Origin of the sequence: Maribacter sp. (assembly GCF_039968975.1) — a bacterium.
In the GTDB taxonomy this organism is placed as follows: domain Bacteria; phylum Bacteroidota; class Bacteroidia; order Flavobacteriales; family Flavobacteriaceae; genus Maribacter.
The window spans coordinates 12958-28854 of sequence record NZ_JBDVOT010000221.1 but is presented as its reverse complement, the minus strand read 5'-3'; the positions used below and the strand labels follow the sequence as shown (position 1 = coordinate 28854).

General features: G+C 33.2%; 15 protein-coding genes. 4 read left to right on the top strand and 11 right to left on the bottom strand.

Translation table 11 applies throughout. The features are described 5' to 3' along the window. Window positions 1–1840 (bottom strand): TonB-dependent receptor (locus tag ABJI11_RS14900; protein WP_348353854.1); only part of this gene is annotated, 1840 nt, incomplete at its 3' end. A gap of 366 nt (window positions 1841–2206) precedes the next feature. On the opposite strand from ABJI11_RS14900, the gene ABJI11_RS14895 reads away from it, so the two are divergent. Next, a complete protein-coding gene (locus tag ABJI11_RS14895) occupies window positions 2207–4663 on the top strand; it encodes an ATP-binding protein (protein ID WP_348353852.1) in 2457 nt (818 codons plus the stop codon). Here the strand turns inward: ABJI11_RS14895 and ABJI11_RS14890 are convergent. The 9 genes from ABJI11_RS14890 to ABJI11_RS14850 all read right to left on the bottom strand — a co-directional run bounded on the left by ABJI11_RS14890 (window position 4638) and on the right by ABJI11_RS14850 (window position 11667). After that, window positions 4638–5987 (bottom strand): sigma-54 dependent transcriptional regulator, encoded by a 1350-nt coding sequence (locus ABJI11_RS14890; RefSeq protein WP_348353849.1) that lies wholly within the window; start codon window positions 5985–5987, stop codon window positions 4638–4640. The genes ABJI11_RS14895 and ABJI11_RS14890 overlap by 26 nt on opposite strands. Before the next feature lie 177 nt (window positions 5988–6164). Beyond that, window positions 6165–6482: a hypothetical protein gene (locus tag ABJI11_RS14885; protein ID WP_348353847.1), complete on the bottom strand. Its 318-nt coding sequence runs from the start codon at window positions 6480–6482 to the stop codon at window positions 6165–6167. Between the two features lie 617 nt (window positions 6483–7099). Next, on the bottom strand, window positions 7100–7405 hold the full coding sequence (locus ABJI11_RS14880) for a hypothetical protein (RefSeq protein WP_348353844.1): 306 nt from the start codon (window positions 7403–7405) through the stop codon (window positions 7100–7102). A 153-nt stretch (window positions 7406–7558) separates the two neighbouring features. Continuing rightward, window positions 7559–7861, bottom strand: a complete 303-nt coding sequence (locus tag ABJI11_RS14875) for a hypothetical protein (protein ID WP_276493479.1) — start codon at window positions 7859–7861, stop codon at window positions 7559–7561. Window positions 7862–8067: 206 nt separating this feature from the next. After that, window positions 8068–9606: a DUF4301 family protein gene (locus ABJI11_RS14870; RefSeq protein ID WP_348353841.1), complete on the bottom strand. Its 1539-nt coding sequence runs from the start codon at window positions 9604–9606 to the stop codon at window positions 8068–8070. Continuing rightward, window positions 9603–10166: an ATP-binding protein gene (locus tag ABJI11_RS14865; RefSeq protein ID WP_348353838.1), complete on the bottom strand. Its 564-nt coding sequence runs from the start codon at window positions 10164–10166 to the stop codon at window positions 9603–9605. The genes ABJI11_RS14870 and ABJI11_RS14865 overlap by 4 nt, the downstream gene beginning before the upstream one ends. Next, window positions 10127–10759, bottom strand: coding sequence for a nicotinamide riboside transporter PnuC (gene pnuC, locus ABJI11_RS14860; protein WP_348353835.1), 633 nt, complete (start codon window positions 10757–10759; stop codon window positions 10127–10129). Before pnuC ends, ABJI11_RS14865 begins: the two co-directional genes overlap by 40 nt. Further along, window positions 10743–11003, bottom strand: a complete 261-nt coding sequence (locus tag ABJI11_RS14855) for a thiamine-binding protein (protein ID WP_348353832.1) — start codon at window positions 11001–11003, stop codon at window positions 10743–10745. The genes pnuC and ABJI11_RS14855 overlap by 17 nt, the downstream gene beginning before the upstream one ends. Window positions 11004–11028: 25 nt before the next feature. Next, entirely contained in the window at window positions 11029–11667 is a 639-nt protein-coding gene (locus ABJI11_RS14850) for a 4'-phosphopantetheinyl transferase family protein (RefSeq protein ID WP_276493474.1), read from the bottom strand. Between the two features lie 82 nt (window positions 11668–11749). On the opposite strand from ABJI11_RS14850, the gene ahcY reads away from it, so the two are divergent. After that, a complete protein-coding gene (gene ahcY, locus ABJI11_RS14845) occupies window positions 11750–13066 on the top strand; it encodes an adenosylhomocysteinase (RefSeq protein ID WP_348353829.1) in 1317 nt (438 codons plus the stop codon). Window positions 13067–13139: 73 nt separating this feature from the next. Here the strand turns inward: ahcY and ABJI11_RS14840 are convergent, their stop codons facing one another. Then, window positions 13140–13724, bottom strand: a complete 585-nt coding sequence (locus tag ABJI11_RS14840; protein ID WP_348353826.1) for a DUF3332 domain-containing protein — start codon at window positions 13722–13724, stop codon at window positions 13140–13142. Between the two features lie 190 nt (window positions 13725–13914). Here ABJI11_RS14840 and ABJI11_RS14835 point away from each other — a divergent pair, with 190 nt between their 5' ends. Both ABJI11_RS14835 and ABJI11_RS14830 read left to right on the top strand, forming a co-directional pair. Next, window positions 13915–14436 (top strand): 5'(3')-deoxyribonucleotidase, encoded by a 522-nt coding sequence (locus ABJI11_RS14835; RefSeq protein ID WP_348353823.1) that lies wholly within the window; start codon window positions 13915–13917, stop codon window positions 14434–14436. Between the two features lie 57 nt (window positions 14437–14493). Beyond that, window positions 14494–15834, top strand: a complete 1341-nt coding sequence (locus tag ABJI11_RS14830) for a hypothetical protein (protein WP_348353820.1) — start codon at window positions 14494–14496, stop codon at window positions 15832–15834. Window positions 15835–15897: the final 63 nt, after the last annotated feature.

The window sequence follows — 15897 nt, the reverse complement described above, 5'->3', positions numbered from 1 at the left end:
AACTAAGAATATTACCCGCTACCAAACCTGGTGAAAATGCAATATTTGTATCTCCTAAACCTTGTAATAGACCATCTCTATCAATAAAGAAATCTTTGTTCTTATTATCACTGATAGCAACATTAGGTCTTGCATTAAATTTGTCTCCCAATTTAATATTTGCATCTACTTCTAAACCAAAACGGTAACTATCACCAACATTCTCTCTCAATGGTGCACCTACATCATTTAATTCTCCTGTAACCACTAATTGATCCTTATATTTCATGTAGTAAAGATTTGTATTCACCTGTACATCTGCAGATACGTACCTCCATCCCAATTCAAAATCGTTCAATTTCTCTGGCTTAGGGTTTCCATTTTCATAATCATTCCTATTTGGTTCTCTATTGGCAACTGCATATGATAAATAGAAATTGTTATTTGCATTTAAATCGAATGTTACGCCCGCCTTAGGGTTGAAGAAGTTAAAAGTATCATCTACCAAACCCGTTTCATCACCATTTGCTTTGTAACCTACCCTTCTATATTGTAAATCTCCATATAACGACCATTGGTCAGTTAATTGATAATTTGCTTTTGTATAGATGTTAAAATCTGTTTTAGATGAACTATCATCATAGTAACGATCTCTATAACTACTGTTACTTGCATATCTAGCCCAAATTACCTCACCAAAATGATCACCTTCATACTTATTAAGACCACCACCAATTATTAAATCTAGTTTGTCTTTCTTATAATTTGCAGAAAAAACGGTTCCGTAGAAATCATTATCTAACCAGCGTCTTCTAATAAGGTCAGTAGAATTCACTTCTGCTCCATCAACTATTAAAGGCTCAAAACCATAGGTAGAAAAATCATCGTCTTCTCTATATTGCTCAAAAAACCCTCTACCTCTGGTATAGTGCAATGCAATATTGGTACTCCAAAAATCAGATATCTGCTCATTCCACAGTAACTGTGCATGATCCTGCTTGTAATTATCAACCTCATTATTATGAAATTGAGTATTACCGTCTACATCTGTATAAATTCCTGACGGATTGAAAGTTCTATCCGTTTCTAAAGTTTGACGGTCTATACCATACCATGCTTGGTACGTAACCTCATGACCACCAAACATCAATGCTTTAATCAAGGTGTTATCATCTTTGTAGGCTGCTTGCAAAAAATAAGATTCCAAATCAGATCTAGCTCTGTCTATATATCCGTCAGATTTTATTTTAGACAATCTTCCCGAAATTTCAATATGGTCATTTAAAAGACCTGTGCTAAATTTTATATTATTTCTTAAGGTACTATAGCTACCTATAGAAGAGGATATTTGTGCATATGCATCTTGTGAGAATCCGTCTGTCAATACATTTAAACTTGCTCCAAAAGCAGCTGCTCCATTTGTTGATGTACCTACCCCACGTTGTAATTGTAAGCTTTCTGTTGAAGAAGCAAAATCTGGCATATTTACCCAAAACGTACCTTGAGATTCGGCATCGTTGTAAGGTATGCCGTTAATAGTAACGTTTACACGTGTAGCATCGCTACCCCTTACTCGAAGACCAGTGTACCCTACACCGGCACCCGCATCTGTAGTGGTTACCACAGATGGTAAAAAATTCATTAAAACGGGAATATCCTGACCCAAATTTCTAGGTTTAATATCCTCTTTTGTAAGATTTGAAAATGTAACCGGAGATTCTTTGGTTACCCTAATTGCCGAGACGAATACCTCGTCCAATACCACTTTTTTACCCTCTAAAGAGTCAGTTTCCTGTTCTTGGGCACAGACACCCATACTTAGCGCTAAAAACGCCGCAATTGTGAAAATAGATAGTTTCATTCGTAAAATAAATACGAATAAAAGGGGCTATTATTCTAAAATTAAAATTGATTTTTGAGCAACTAAGCTCCATTTCCAAAAGATTACATATGAGTAAAATGCCCATATATAATCTTATTCCAAAAAATTAAAATAAACTTTTTGGACTTTCCCTTGGCAGCATTACCTGCCCAGGTTCTTTGGGTATAATCTCAGCTTTGTTCCAAAATTAGAACTCGGCACCCCTTTGAGATGCGGCAAATGTAATGCAGTTATTTAAACTCTCATAAATAAATTTAAAAAAATAACAACTTGTTTAATTAACATCATTTTAGAACTTCTTCCCTCAGTTTTATCGTACTTATATTACCAGTATTATAACACTCTATGAATTCAAATAAAAATAAATTCACACTTAAGATTACCATTAGCTATTTGCTACTGATTGTTCTAGGAGTCATAGCCTCTTATTACATCTACAATGAAGTACAAGATTATATAACCGCTGAGCAAACCTCTGAAAATGACAATAAACTACTTAAAACCAATTCTTTTCTTGCTCAATTATATGAAGCGGAAAGCCTATCTAAACTAGCCTTACAAACAAAAAGCAGAATCAACTTTAAAGCTTATGAGAATAAAATAGATTCGCTACACACCCATATCGAAGAATTAAAAGCACTTACAGAAAGTGAACATCAACGTGGACTTTTAGATAGCTTAAGCTCTTTACTCAACAAAAAAGTAACCAATATAAATGCATTACGCTCCATTAGACTAAAGGATCAAACAGGTACAGCCATAAATTCAGCCTTAAAGGAGTTTGATAAGTTAGAGGAATCTTTGGGTATTATTAAACCTGAAGGGCTGGCTCCAAATCTTGAAGAACTTTCTCCAAAAGCACAAAGCGCCATAAAAAAGGTTGCAGATTATTTAAATGCCAATGTACCTGCAGATGGCGACCCTAAACAGAATGCTCAGACTATAGACAGCGTTGTTCAAGTCTCTAAAAATCTATTAAAAGATGTACAACAAGAAAACACCATTAATGAAAATTCTTTAGCGGTTCGTGAAACCAACATTAATAGAACAGATGTTGAACTCTCTCAGCAATTGCGCACTATTCTTTCTTCTTTTGAGCAAGAGATTATCATGAACAGCTTAGCAAGTTCGATAAAAAAAGAAACATTATTGAAAAGAAGTATTAGACTAGCTGTTATTGCTGCTATTCTTGGTTTTTTAGTAGTGGGAATCTTTACATTTATTCTCAATAGAGATTTTTGGAAAGCTAACTTATATAGAGAGAAACTAGAAAAAGAAAAGTCATACTCAGAATCGTTATTAAAAAGTAGAGAGCAGTTGATTGCTACTGTAAGCCATGATTTACGCTCCCCTTTAAATACCATCAGTGGCTACACCAATATTATTGAAGAAAGTAATAATCTTAAGGATAACAAAGAATATATTTCACATATAAAATCTGCCACTTTATACGTAAACAACTTAGTTAATGATTTGCTTGATTTTTCTCAGTTAGAAGCTGGCAAAATGGTTACAAAGCATGACAAATTTAGAGCCGATAAATTAATACAGGAAAGTTCTAAAAATATTTCAACGCAATACCTAAATAAGGATATTGAATTGATTTTAAATCTGGATGATTCTTTAAAACAAACTGTAATTTCGGATGCTTTTCGTTTAAGACAAATAATATCTAACCTTTTAGGAAATGCGTACAAGTTCACCGAAAAAGGTACTATTACCTTGACTGGAAGCATAGTGGATAAAGAAAAACGTAAATACCTTAAACTACAAATAGCCGATACAGGAATAGGGATTTCTAAAGAGAAGCAAAAGCTAATTTTTAAAGAGTTTATACAAGCAGAAAACGATACCGAAAAAAAATATGGCGGTTACGGATTAGGACTTACCATTACCAAAAAACTCACAGAACTACTTCAAGGTAACATCTTATTGGAAAGTGATATTAACATAGGCAGTACTTTTATTCTTGAAATACCTATTGAATTTGGTAAAGAATTAGAAGAAACACCTCATGAAACCATAGTATTAGAAGATATTAAAATGATTGTTTTTGATGATGATGCATCACTATTAAAACTTATTGGCGAAATGCTAAAATCTGTAGGAATCGAAGCTAGGTTATTTTCAGATTTCAACGAATATACAACTCAAGAAGATTATGAATTCGATGTGGTTTTGACAGATATAGAAATGCCGAACGTTACCGGTTATGACATCGTAAACCAATTAAAATCTGGCTTGCGCAACAACTACCATAATCAACCCATCTTGGCAATGACCGGTAGACGAGATTTATCATTAGAGCATTTCACAGAAAAAGGATTTACTAACCTTCTACGCAAACCATTTTCAAAAACCGATTTAGTTCAAAAACTGAACGATTTATTTAATCAACCCACTGAACTTGAAAGCTATTCACCAAGTGTATTTGTAGACGATAAAGACGAATTATTCAGTTTAAATAACTTAAAGTTGTTTTTGGGTGATGACCAAAATGCTATTGACGAAGTGTTATTTATTTTCAGGAAAGATACCGAAGAAAACCTTCAACATCTTCATACTGCTGCAACTGATAATGACATTGAACAATTGAACAAAATTGCCCATAAAATGCTTCCAATGTTTCGTCAATTAGAAATACAAAACGCTATACCTATTTTAGAGGTATTTGAAGTATTGAAAAATGATGAAATTAGTCATAATGAAGTAATGAAAAAATTCAAAAAGCTAGAGAAGGGAATTGAAAATCTGATTGATATATTTTCAAAAAAAATTACAAATCCAAATCATAATAATTGATTCTATTATAAAGTGTCTTTCTGGTTACTTGTAACAATTTTGCTGCTTTAGATTTATTATAATTGGTGCGTTTTAAGGCATTTACAATTTGCTCTTTTTCAAAATCCGCTTTTGAAAGACTACCTAATTCCACAGTTTCTAAAACAGGGTTTATTAATTCTGACGGTAACGTATTTGCCTGCACTTTATCAGTAGTGGTCAGTAATACCGCACGTTGAACGACATTTTGCAACTCACGTATATTACCTGGCCAATTGTATGCTTTAAAAATATCCCAAACTTCATCTGAGAAATCTAAGATTTGCTTGTTCAACTTTTTATTGAACTTTTCTAAAAAATGAGTGGCTAATACCGGTAAATCTCCATGTCTGTTTTTCAAAGCAGGAATTTGCAATGAAAACTCATTTAACCTATGGTACAAATCTTCGCGAAAATTACCTTTTTCAACTGCTGCCTTTAAATCTTCATTCGTAGCCGATAAAATTCTAACATCGACCTGTATTTCTGTATTACTGCCTATTCTTTTAATCTTTCGTTCTTGTAAAGCTCTTAATAATTGTATTTGATTTTCATAAGATAAATTACCAACTTCATCTAAGAATAATGTTCCGCCATTTGCCGCTTCAAAACTCCCAATTTTATCAGCAACCGCGCCAGTAAAACTTCCTTTTATATGTCCAAAAAACTCACTTGCCGCCAATTCTTTTGGTATTGCCCCACAATCAAGTGCTATAAAGGGCTTTTCATTTCTTGTGCTTTTCTGATGAATAGCCTTCGCCGTAACCTCTTTACCCGTACCACTTTCTCCAATAATTAAAACCGACATATCTGTAGGAGCAACCAGAATTATATGCTCTTCTAACTTTTGAGTGGCGTCACTGGTTAAAAGTAAATGTTCAGAATTAGCTCCACTTTTTTCAATAGGCGCACTGGCTTTAGAATTTTCTTTAGTGGCTTCTTTAGCAATTACTGGTCTAGAATTCAATGCTCCATCAATAACCGACAACATTTGATCTGGTGTAAATGGCTTGGAGATATAATCATAAGCCCCCATCTTCATTGCCTTTACTGCTGTAGACACCTCTGCATAACCTGTCATTACAATTACCGGAATTTCTCCTTTTAGCTTAGAAACCAATTTAATTCCGTCATAATCTGGCAGACGCAAATCGGTAATCACTAATTGAAAATCTTGATCTTTTAGCTGTTTTTCACCATCTAACCCGGTATGACTTAGTACTACATCATAACTATTTCTTGCTAAAAACTTTTGAAGCATTTGGGCAAATGAAGTATCATCTTCAATGATTAGTATTTTTGTCATAGTCAGTTCGGTGTTCTTAGTATCTACGTAAAAATACCATAAGCCGACTATTTGTATTTTAAAATTATCATAAAGCTTTATAGCATTAATTTAAAAAAGAACATAAAAAAAGGAAAGAATAGCATTAAGCTATCCTTTCCTGACCAAACCAACTTGAACAAACAAGTTTCTTTATAACTACATATCTATCCAATTACCTTCTTCATCTGAATACACTGTACCTTGTGTACCGTCTTCAAGAGATAACACAAGCTTATATTGTTTCTTTTCGTTCGTATATGCCTTATCTAAATTTGCCGTTGGAAAATTCTTAGATATAGCATTTGATACTGCCTGTGGTACTTCTGCAACAGAAATCTCTTCAAAATCTTCTGCTACAATTGAAATTTCATTTACTTGGTTATGCTGTATTCCATTTTCTGAAATTAGTACTTCTTGCGCATTCATTGTAAAACCTCCTAATGTCATTGCTCCTAATAAAAATAAAGTCTTCATCTTTTTTATATTTAAGTTAATAATACATATCAATACTATTAACAAAGAAAAAAGAATGCCATAAAAACATTTGATATAAAAACCATTGATTATCAGTGTTTTATATTTTACATATCATCTTAGTAACTGTGTAAAATTGTACCTAATAATTACTATTGTGTAATTTTTACTCAATTCGTTTATCACCAAAAAGCGAGCTTTGCATTAAGTTACGTGTAAAAAAAAAGGAGCTGCAATTTGCAGCCCCCCTCAAACCACCTATCAAACTTTTGTCTTAAAACTTTAAATCAACACCTCAATCAATTCAACAACAACTAAAATTGGCAATGCTAATCTGGGGGATTATTTCAAATACAATTATCTGGTGGCACTTTCATAGTTAACGGTTAGTGTTTACGCGAAAGTGATATTTTTCTAATTTATTTCTCCCAACATAATTTTGATATTACACCTAATGAAAAAATCAAAACTGTGCTTAAGCTTAAAATAAATATTAATGTGACCATAGTTTCATAACTTGCTTCACTTATTTAGACACAACATTTTCTGATAGGTCACATTTTAAATAAAAAAAAACTGCAGCTAGCAGTTTTTTTTATTTCTGCCTATGAAGCAGACTATTTTTTATTCATCCAATTACCGTGCTGATCTATATATACAGTCTTTCTTGTACCGCTTTTAAGTACCATGATTAATTTGAATTCTCCTTTATCATTTTTAAAAGCACCACCAAGTTTAGACGTTGGGTACTGCTTTAATATTTCTTCAATCACCGGAGGTGTTAATTCGCTTGACTTTATTTTTACGTATTCGTCTGCCGTATGAATTATAATTTCTGCTTTAACTATATCTGAACTAGCTTTTGCAGTTGCGTTAAACATTATTCCTAAAGTTAAGAATACTAGTAATGCGTAATTTTTCATGCTTAATAATTTAATCGTTAACAACTCTCAATCTTAGAATACTTACGGAGTAATCTTACATATGGATTATTAATCAACGAAATTTTAAATTTTTGAAAGTAAAAAAGCTGCCTAGGCAGCTTTTTACAAACAACTAACTCAAACTTCTAATTATTACATTTTTAACCAGTTACCTTCTGCATCTGCATAAAGAACACTAGAAACTCCGTCTTGTGTAGTAATTTCTAATTTGTAATTATTTTCATCATCTACGTATGCCTTGTTCAACATTGCACCTTCATAATCTGTTGCTAAAGCATTTACAATTGGTGTTGGCAGATCAGAAGCAGCTACTTCTGTATAGTCTTGTAAAAAGATATCTTCCATTATACCGTCGTGAAATATAATTGGAGTAGCGGCAGTACCTATTGTTAAACTACCGATGGCTAAAGCTGTGGCAAAAACTAATTTTTTCATATTTACTTTTATTAAATTAAACATTCTTGTAAAATATATTAGGAAAACTGTGCCACTGAATAATTTGCCTTCTCATTACTCGTAAAATACTTAATATCAATTATTTATATTTATTCAAATATTTTATATAGTGGGTAAAAATGTGTGTAAACAAAAAAAGTGTGTAGAAACTACACACTTTTTTATACGATACTAGATATTATGTTTTAAGCCTGATGTGAATCTTTTAAAAGATCTACTACACTTTTTACAGGATTAAAGGTCACCAAAGGCACTTCTACAAAAATTGTATTCCAAAATGCCATTGCACCATTCCATAAACCGGGAAGCTCAAGAGCTTTTAACTCTTTGCCATCTTTAGTCTTACCCGTTATAAAACCTTGCTTTTCATCAACAAACTTCAACAAGTCGTATTTCTCACCTTTATAATTACGAACAGCACACACCAAATCTACCGGATTAAAATGAGTAGAATTCTTTAGTAAGTCTGACTGTTGTTGATTATCCATATCTATTTGGGCAGATTCTATAATCTGTAAAGAAACTTCTCCTTTACCATTGGTTACCCAAAACGGACCACCACCTGGCTCACCTTCATTCTTTACCATACCGCAAATACGAATAGGTCTATTAATCTTATCCTTTAATACGGATATTTTTTCGCTATTAGATTTTGAATCAAAGTCTTCTGAGAAACGAACGTTCAAGTTCGTAACCAAAAAGTTTCTGATTTCTTCAATTTGTGCATCGTCTACATCTTCCTTATCAAGTAATGCAGCATATTCAAAAGCTTTTTCCTGTTCTTTTAAAAGTACACCTGCCAAAACTTTTTTACTATCGGCAACCGCCTTAGCATCTTTCATAACGGCAACGTTATCAATGTTTTTTATAAAAATAACATCGGCATCCTGTTCGTTTAAATTTTGGATCAGGGCTCCATGACCTCCTGGTCTAAACAATACAGAACCATCTTCATTTCTAAACGGCTTATTATCCATATCTACCGCCAAGGTGTCTGTAGAAGGTTTTTGAAACGAATAGTCTACGTTATAGGTAATACCTGTATCAGCAGAAACTTTAGGTCCAGAGGCTTTAAATTCTTCACCAAACATTTCTTCATGCTGTTCTGAAATTGTAAAATGTAGGTTTGCCTTACCGTTAGAACCTGCATACAAAGCGCCTTCTTTTAAATGTTCTTCAAAAGGAGTTGCCGCAGAAGATTCATATTTATGAAATGGTAATAATCCCTTCGGAAAAAAACCATAGTTAAGTGCATTCTCACCTAAAAGCTCAGAAATGAAACTAAATACCTTTTCTCCTTGAGAATCAGATTTTACAGCTATTCTATCCATCACCTTTTGGTAAAACGGAAAACGCTCCAAGCCTTCAGAGAACTTTTTTATATCCTTGTCATTAGTTCTTGACAAATATGCATCTAACGTTTCTTCTGCAGGATTATAAGCACCTAAAAAGCTGAACAGAGCTTTGAACATTCTAGAAGCAGCACCAGAAGCCGGTACAAACTTTAAAATATCAAGTCCTTTTAGTTTAGAATCATAAAATGCAATGAATTCTTTCTCTTCTGCATCAGAAAACTTTAGAATACCATTACCTATTACCGCGGCATTCTCTAATTTCACAAAAGGAATACCTTCTTTGAACGTGTTGATATGACCCAACATTTGCTCTTTAGAAATTCCTTTTTCCTCTAATTGTTTTAAATCTTTATCTGTAAGTTCAATCATTTATGTAATAACTTATCTATATGGTTAATGGCTTTTTGTAAACGTTCTTTTTTGTTCCCCTTCAAGGTAATAAAATTTTTATCGTATTTTTCTAAAGTGTCCTTAAAATAATTGAACATTTGCTCTCTTTCATCTGGCTTATCCCTTAAGTCATCTGCTTCCCAAGGAATATCTATATAGGTCAACAAATAGAGATCATATGTATTCTCTAAGGCATACTTTTCTAATACCGGATCACAATTACCAATATAATACGCCTCTGAATAAACCTTGGTTTCTAAAAGATCCGTATCACAAATAAGAATATCCGTAGCTTTTTTTGTCAAATTATTCTCCATACGCATTTGCCCTGCAGCAATAGGTAGCAGATCGTGCGGTTCACAAGTTTTTCGCTCATTGTTCCATTTATCTTGCAAATAGTCCCTAGCATATTCTGGCACCCAAACTGTATGGTAATGCCTTGCTAATTGCTCTGACAATGTTGTCTTACCTGTAGATTCTGGTCCAAAGAGAACCACTTTTAAGACATCTGAAGGTTCTTGTCTGTATTTTTCTTCCATGCATTATACCCGTAAAAGGCCAATATTGTAAAAATGAGATACTGAAAACTAGTAAACGTAAATCCTTTATAAAAGTATAATGGGATAGATATTAAATCTCCAATAATCCAATATATCCAATTTTCTACTTTTCTTTTGGCCATCAGCCACATACCCACAAAAAATATAGCTGTTGTTATGGTATCAACATAAGCCGTCCAGCTATTCCATTTATCAAAAACTTGATATACCGTAAAAACAAAAAAAATTGTACTTATAAAAATGAAAATCGAGGTAATATTTTCTTTCCTGGTCACCCTTGTTATTGGCGTATAGTGCTCTGAATCTACTTTTCTTGTCCAAATATACCAACCATATAAACTCATTATAAAATAGTAGGCATTGATCATCATATCACCTAATAACCCCCATTTTAACAATAGGTACACGAATATAGAAGTGCTGATCAAACCAGTAGGGTACACTAAAATTTTATTCTGTTTGGAAAACCAAACCGATAGCAAACCAAATATTACCGCTACTATTTCTAGAACGACATCTAATGTATCATACTCGGCATATTGACCAAAGAGATAATCAAAAATGGGGCTCATAGTCGCTTCTATCAGATTTAACTATTTTCATGAACAATAGTCCGCGATCCATAAGCTCAAATGCTGTTTTGATTTCGGTATTTAAAACTGTCATTACCTCGTCATAAGTTCCGTATACCTGTGTGCTTAACGGATTCTCAAGTACGGTTAAGCCAGACTCCCGTAGTTTTTTTATAAAATCTATAATGTGTTGTTCAAAATCATCTTGCAATGGTGAAAATGTCAATTCTACTGATATATCCATTTAAAGTAAGCTATATTATATTTATTTATTCTTTATCTCTTGTAGCATAAACGCATGTAAACGCTTCAAATTCTAGAAATCGTATCTTATAATTGGACAAATTTCCTTGAAAAATAATCTGAGCGGTAGTCTTATTAGCATCAAACTTAAAGTCTTGCACATTAATATGATGTAAAAAACTAACACCCCTGTGTCCATAAATTTTATAGAGCGATTCTTTTGCCCCCCACACAATGGTCAACTTTCTAACCACCGCGGCGGTATTCGCTAAAGTTTTATACTCCTCAAAAGGAGTAAATTTATGTGCTATACGTAGTATTTTATCGCGCTGCATTTCAATATCTATACCAACATGTTCACTTGAACTTATGATGATGCCGGTAAAATTATGAGAATGCGTTATAGAAATAAGATTACCGTCTTTTAAATGTGGCTTACCATTTTCATCATAAATCAAATCTGCATCGGTATAACCATATTTAGCAAGCAAGTGCCTAATACTCAAAAACGCCTTACGATGAAGTTCAGATTTCATGCCGTCAAATCTATTTTGACAATAAGGCGTAAGCTCAATACCCTCCCAAAGATTTTCTTCGGTCTCTTCAACCTTCCAAATAGCTAAGGAGGTTTCTTCATTTACTGTTATAGTTTTGTAAAGCGGCATGGGTTTCTTCGTGTTATTCGTACCTTTGCAAGAATTAAAAATTGCTGTACACAGATAAACGAAAGTATAAAATAATAAAGATATGAGCACGAAAACTATTCCGTATGTGCCTTATAAGGTTAAGGATATCACCCTTGCCGATTGGGGAAGAAAAGAAATTGAGTTAGCAGAAGCTGAAATGCCAGGATTAATGGCATTGAGAGAAGAATATAAAGATGAGCAGCCACTTAAAGGTGCCCGTATTGCCGGTTGTCTTCATATGACGATACAAACTGCAGTTCTTATTGAAACATTGACCGCTCTTGGTGCAGATGTTACTTGGAGCTCATGTAATATATTTTCTACCCAAGATCAAGCCGCAGCGGCTATTGCAGCTGCAGGTGTTCCAGTATATGCTTGGAAAGGAATGAACGAAGAGGAGTTTGATTGGTGTATTGAACAAACTTTGTTCTTTGGTGAGGATAGAAAACCATTAAACATGATCTTGGATGATGGTGGTGATCTTACCAATATGGTATTGGATAAATATCCTGAAATGGCAGAGGAAATCAAAGGTCTTTCTGAAGAAACCACAACAGGTGTTCACCGTTTATACGAGCGTGTAAAGAATGGAACTTTACCTATGCCGGCCATAAACGTTAATGATTCTGTTACTAAATCTAAATTTGATAACAAATACGGATGTCGCGAAAGTGCTGTTGATGCTATACGTAGAGCAACAGATACTATGCTTGCTGGTAAGCGTGTTGTTGTTGCAGGTTATGGCGATGTTGGTAAAGGTACCGCAGCTTCTTTTAAAGGTGCCGGCTCTATTGTTACCGTTACCGAAATTGACCCAATTTGTGCATTACAAGCTTGTATGGACGGATTTGAGGTTAAAAAACTGGAAAACGTTATTGGTAACGCTGATATCGTAATCACTACTACAGGAAATAAAGATATCATTAGAGCTGAACATTTTGAAGCTTTAAAGGATAAAGCTATCGTTTGTAACATTGGTCATTTTGACAATGAAATTGATATGGCGTGGTTGAACAAAAACCATGGTAATACTAAAGATGAAATTAAGCCACAGGTTGATAAATATACAATCAACGGTAAGGATTTGATCATATTGGCTGAAGGTAGATTAGTAAACTTAGGTTGTGCTACTGGTCACCCTAGTTTTGTAATGAGTAACTCATTTACAAACCAGACACTAGCTCAAATTGAGCTCTGGAAAAACAGTGCCAATTATAAGAATGAAGTTTATATGTTGCCTAAGCATTTAGATGAGAAGGTTGCTAAACTTCACTTATCTCGTTTAGGAGCTGAACTTACCGAATTAAAAGATTACCAAGCTGATTACATTGGTGTAACGGTTGAAGGTCCTTTTAAGCCAGAATATTACAGATACTAAACATTAGTTTTAGAAACTATAAAAGGTCCTGATATTTATCAGGACCTTTTTTTATGCTTTTTATTTCTTCGGATTAGTTATTCTCTGCCAACATACCCTCTAAATAATAACAGTCTGTTTGTTCTTTAATTTGAGCCAAACCTTCTTCTTTGGAACTTAACGGATTAATTTTTACTTCTTTTCCGTTGGGCATATAAACGATATAAAACCCTTCTTCGAAAGATGATAGTTTTATTATCTCACCATTAGGTCTAACGGCATTCCATGATTTATCACCTGGCTTGTAGACCAAATCAATTTTCTTTCCTTTTTTAGGTCCGTCAACTACGGTTACCTGCATTCTATTTTTAGTTGCGGTCATTTCAAAGGTATTACCATCTCTTTCTACCATTTGAGTTTCTGACTCTCCTTCTTCCATCGCAATTGGATTAGAACCGCCCCAAAACTCTATTACGTTAAAGATAACAGCATCTCCTAAAAAGAACAAACCATAGACAGGTATAATATTTAAGCCCCAGAACACAAGGTTGTTCACAAATTTACTTTCAGACAGTCCTTGATTCCAATCTTTTAAATTATTGAAAGCACTGAATGACCCTAAGCAACTAGAGAATAATAATGTACTTGCCATTGCGACACAGATAACTGATTTTTTCATGATTTTAATTGTTTAGAATTAGATTCGCAAAATAGAGTGAGACTATCCATAAGCTTTCTCCTAAACGTTTTATTATTAACCCTATAGATGTTTTAGTCTGTACATTTAATTTCTAAATTCTTAGTTTTAATTCTTCAATGGAAAGTTGATTTTTTACACCAAAGCTTTCATTTAAATCGAGAAAATATTTATGATACTATTTGTTGACATGGACGAGGTAATTGCAGATACCTACGGCGCCCATATAGAAATTTACAATACAGAATTTAATGGAGAACTCACTAAAGATTTATGCTCTGGCACAGAAGTATGGCGTATGGTGCCAGAGGCACATCAAGATAGTGTTCGCAAACACGCCACCAGAAGAGGCTTTTTCAGAAATCTAAAACCTATTGCAGGCAGTCAAGAAATATTATCTCAACTTGCTGATAAACATGAAGTTTACATAGCATCTGCCGCCATGCAATTCCCAAATTCTTTAGAAGAAAAAAGTGAATGGCTAGACGAACACTTTCCTTTTTTACCTTGGCAGAATAGAATTCTTTGCGGTCATAAACACATTCTAAAGGGAGATATCCTAATAGATGACCGTAGTTTTAACTTAGAAACTTTTGAGGGCAGAAGCCTTCAATTTACCTCGCCACACAATGTAAACACCGAAGGATTTGAACGTGTGAATACGTGGTTTGAGATTGGAGAGAAGTTATTGTAACTGCTCTAAATTATTTATATTTAAAGTGAATCACTTTCTTAATTACATTCTTACCATATGGCACATCCTAAAATTAAGAACACAATAACAGTTACAGATCAGTATGGTGAGCAGTTAAACCTATCTAAACAACAGATTCTTGAAATTGATGAATTAACCTATAAGTGGATTAAAGATTATGCATGGAGTATTGATCCTGATTATGACGAAAAAATAGAACGCTCGCGTTATTATAAGGCCATTTATAGAAAATTAAACGATGAACAAAGAAGTCAATTCAGAGAAATAAAACAAGAGTTAAAAAGGGATAACAAAAAACATGATTTCAAAAAGAGAAGATTTGAAATCAAAAAAAAGGAATACGCTTCTTTGAAACTGAGTGACAATAAATTAGTAGAACTTCAAGAAATACTGCAAAAAATTCAATGGGAAACAAATGATAAATCTGGTTACAAAGTAGAAGATTATACAATAAATCATAGGCGTAAAGTATATTTAAAAATAGCCTATGAAAAATTAAAAACTTTTCTAAACCAAGAACAATTAAAAGAGTTTTATAGGCTAGATCAATTAAATGAAGATTGGATTCTAAAAGATCAAATAGAATTGATAGTTAATATGAATGAATCTCTAAATTTAACAAACGAGCAAGCCGAGCTAATTTATAATTACAGAGAAAACAAAACCAGTAAAGATTCTAGTGGAGAAATTTTGAGCGAGTTTGAAGAATGGGAGTTAGAAAAATCTTTTAAAAAATCTATATTAAGCGAACAACAATTTAAGAAATATATAGAATGGCAAGAGCATAATGAAAAGCTTAGAATCTCTTATTTCGATGATGAGAATAAAGGGAAAATTCAAAAAATAAAAGAAATTGAGAGTTATTTAGATTACCTAATCAAACAACACTTACCAATTTTATGTAATTGGCGAGAAACTATTGAAAAAGCAATTCCGGGTAATATTAAGTTAGAATTAGATGCACTGCGGAATACCTATCATAACGATTTAAGAAAAACGTTATTGGAGCATTTAAAAGCTCACAAAAGACATACTAAAAATTATGTACCGAAAGGAAAAAAATTAATAAAACTAGAGTTCAAAGAACGAGCACTCATACCTGGTGTGCATTACCTTGATGAAAAACAAAAAACTCTTATTGACAATTGTCCAAAAAATTTGATTAAACTGATTGATAATAAGCAAATAGAATTAAAGGATTTATATATTAAAAAGCATAACTTTTATATTGACAATTACGAAGAACACGGTGGTACTTACGGAGGCTCTTTAAAAGTTATTCGGAACAAAGAGCAGAATACTAACATTCAATTAATCAATACCCTACTTCTACATCCACAACTCTCCAAGAATATAGAGTTTGCTGACTCTATTTAAAATAATAGTATAAAAAAACCCTCTTCATTGCTGAAGAGGGTTTTTTAAATAATTTGTTTAAAG

Excerpts from the sequence above, each read along its gene's own strand:
- ABJI11_RS14870 (WP_348353841.1), bottom strand. The coding sequence starts at position 9,606 with ATGATTGAACTTACAGATAAAGATTTAAAACAATTAGAGGAAAAAGGA.
- ABJI11_RS14835 (WP_348353823.1), top strand. The coding sequence starts at position 13,915 with ATGATACTATTTGTTGACATGGACGAGGTAATTGCAGATACCTACGGC.
- ABJI11_RS14890 (WP_348353849.1), bottom strand. The coding sequence starts at position 5,987 with ATGACAAAAATACTAATCATTGAAGATGATACTTCATTTGCCCAAATG.
- ABJI11_RS14865 (WP_348353838.1), bottom strand. The coding sequence starts at position 10,166 with ATGGAAGAAAAATACAGACAAGAACCTTCAGATGTCTTAAAAGTGGTT.
- ABJI11_RS14875 (WP_276493479.1), bottom strand. The coding sequence starts at position 7,861 with ATGAAAAAATTAGTTTTTGCCACAGCTTTAGCCATCGGTAGTTTAACA.
- ABJI11_RS14880 (WP_348353844.1), bottom strand. The coding sequence starts at position 7,405 with ATGAAAAATTACGCATTACTAGTATTCTTAACTTTAGGAATAATGTTT.
- ABJI11_RS14830 (WP_348353820.1), top strand. The coding sequence starts at position 14,494 with ATGGCACATCCTAAAATTAAGAACACAATAACAGTTACAGATCAGTAT.
- ABJI11_RS14855 (WP_348353832.1), bottom strand. The coding sequence starts at position 11,003 with ATGGATATATCAGTAGAATTGACATTTTCACCATTGCAAGATGATTTT.
- ABJI11_RS14850 (WP_276493474.1), bottom strand. The coding sequence starts at position 11,667 with ATGCCGCTTTACAAAACTATAACAGTAAATGAAGAAACCTCCTTAGCT.
- ABJI11_RS14840 (WP_348353826.1), bottom strand. The coding sequence starts at position 13,724 with ATGAAAAAATCAGTTATCTGTGTCGCAATGGCAAGTACATTATTATTC.
- ABJI11_RS14895 (WP_348353852.1), top strand. The coding sequence starts at position 2,207 with ATGAATTCAAATAAAAATAAATTCACACTTAAGATTACCATTAGCTAT.
- ahcY (WP_348353829.1), top strand. The coding sequence starts at position 11,750 with ATGAGCACGAAAACTATTCCGTATGTGCCTTATAAGGTTAAGGATATC.
- ABJI11_RS14885 (WP_348353847.1), bottom strand. The coding sequence starts at position 6,482 with ATGAAGACTTTATTTTTATTAGGAGCAATGACATTAGGAGGTTTTACA.
- pnuC (WP_348353835.1), bottom strand. The coding sequence starts at position 10,759 with ATGAGCCCCATTTTTGATTATCTCTTTGGTCAATATGCCGAGTATGAT.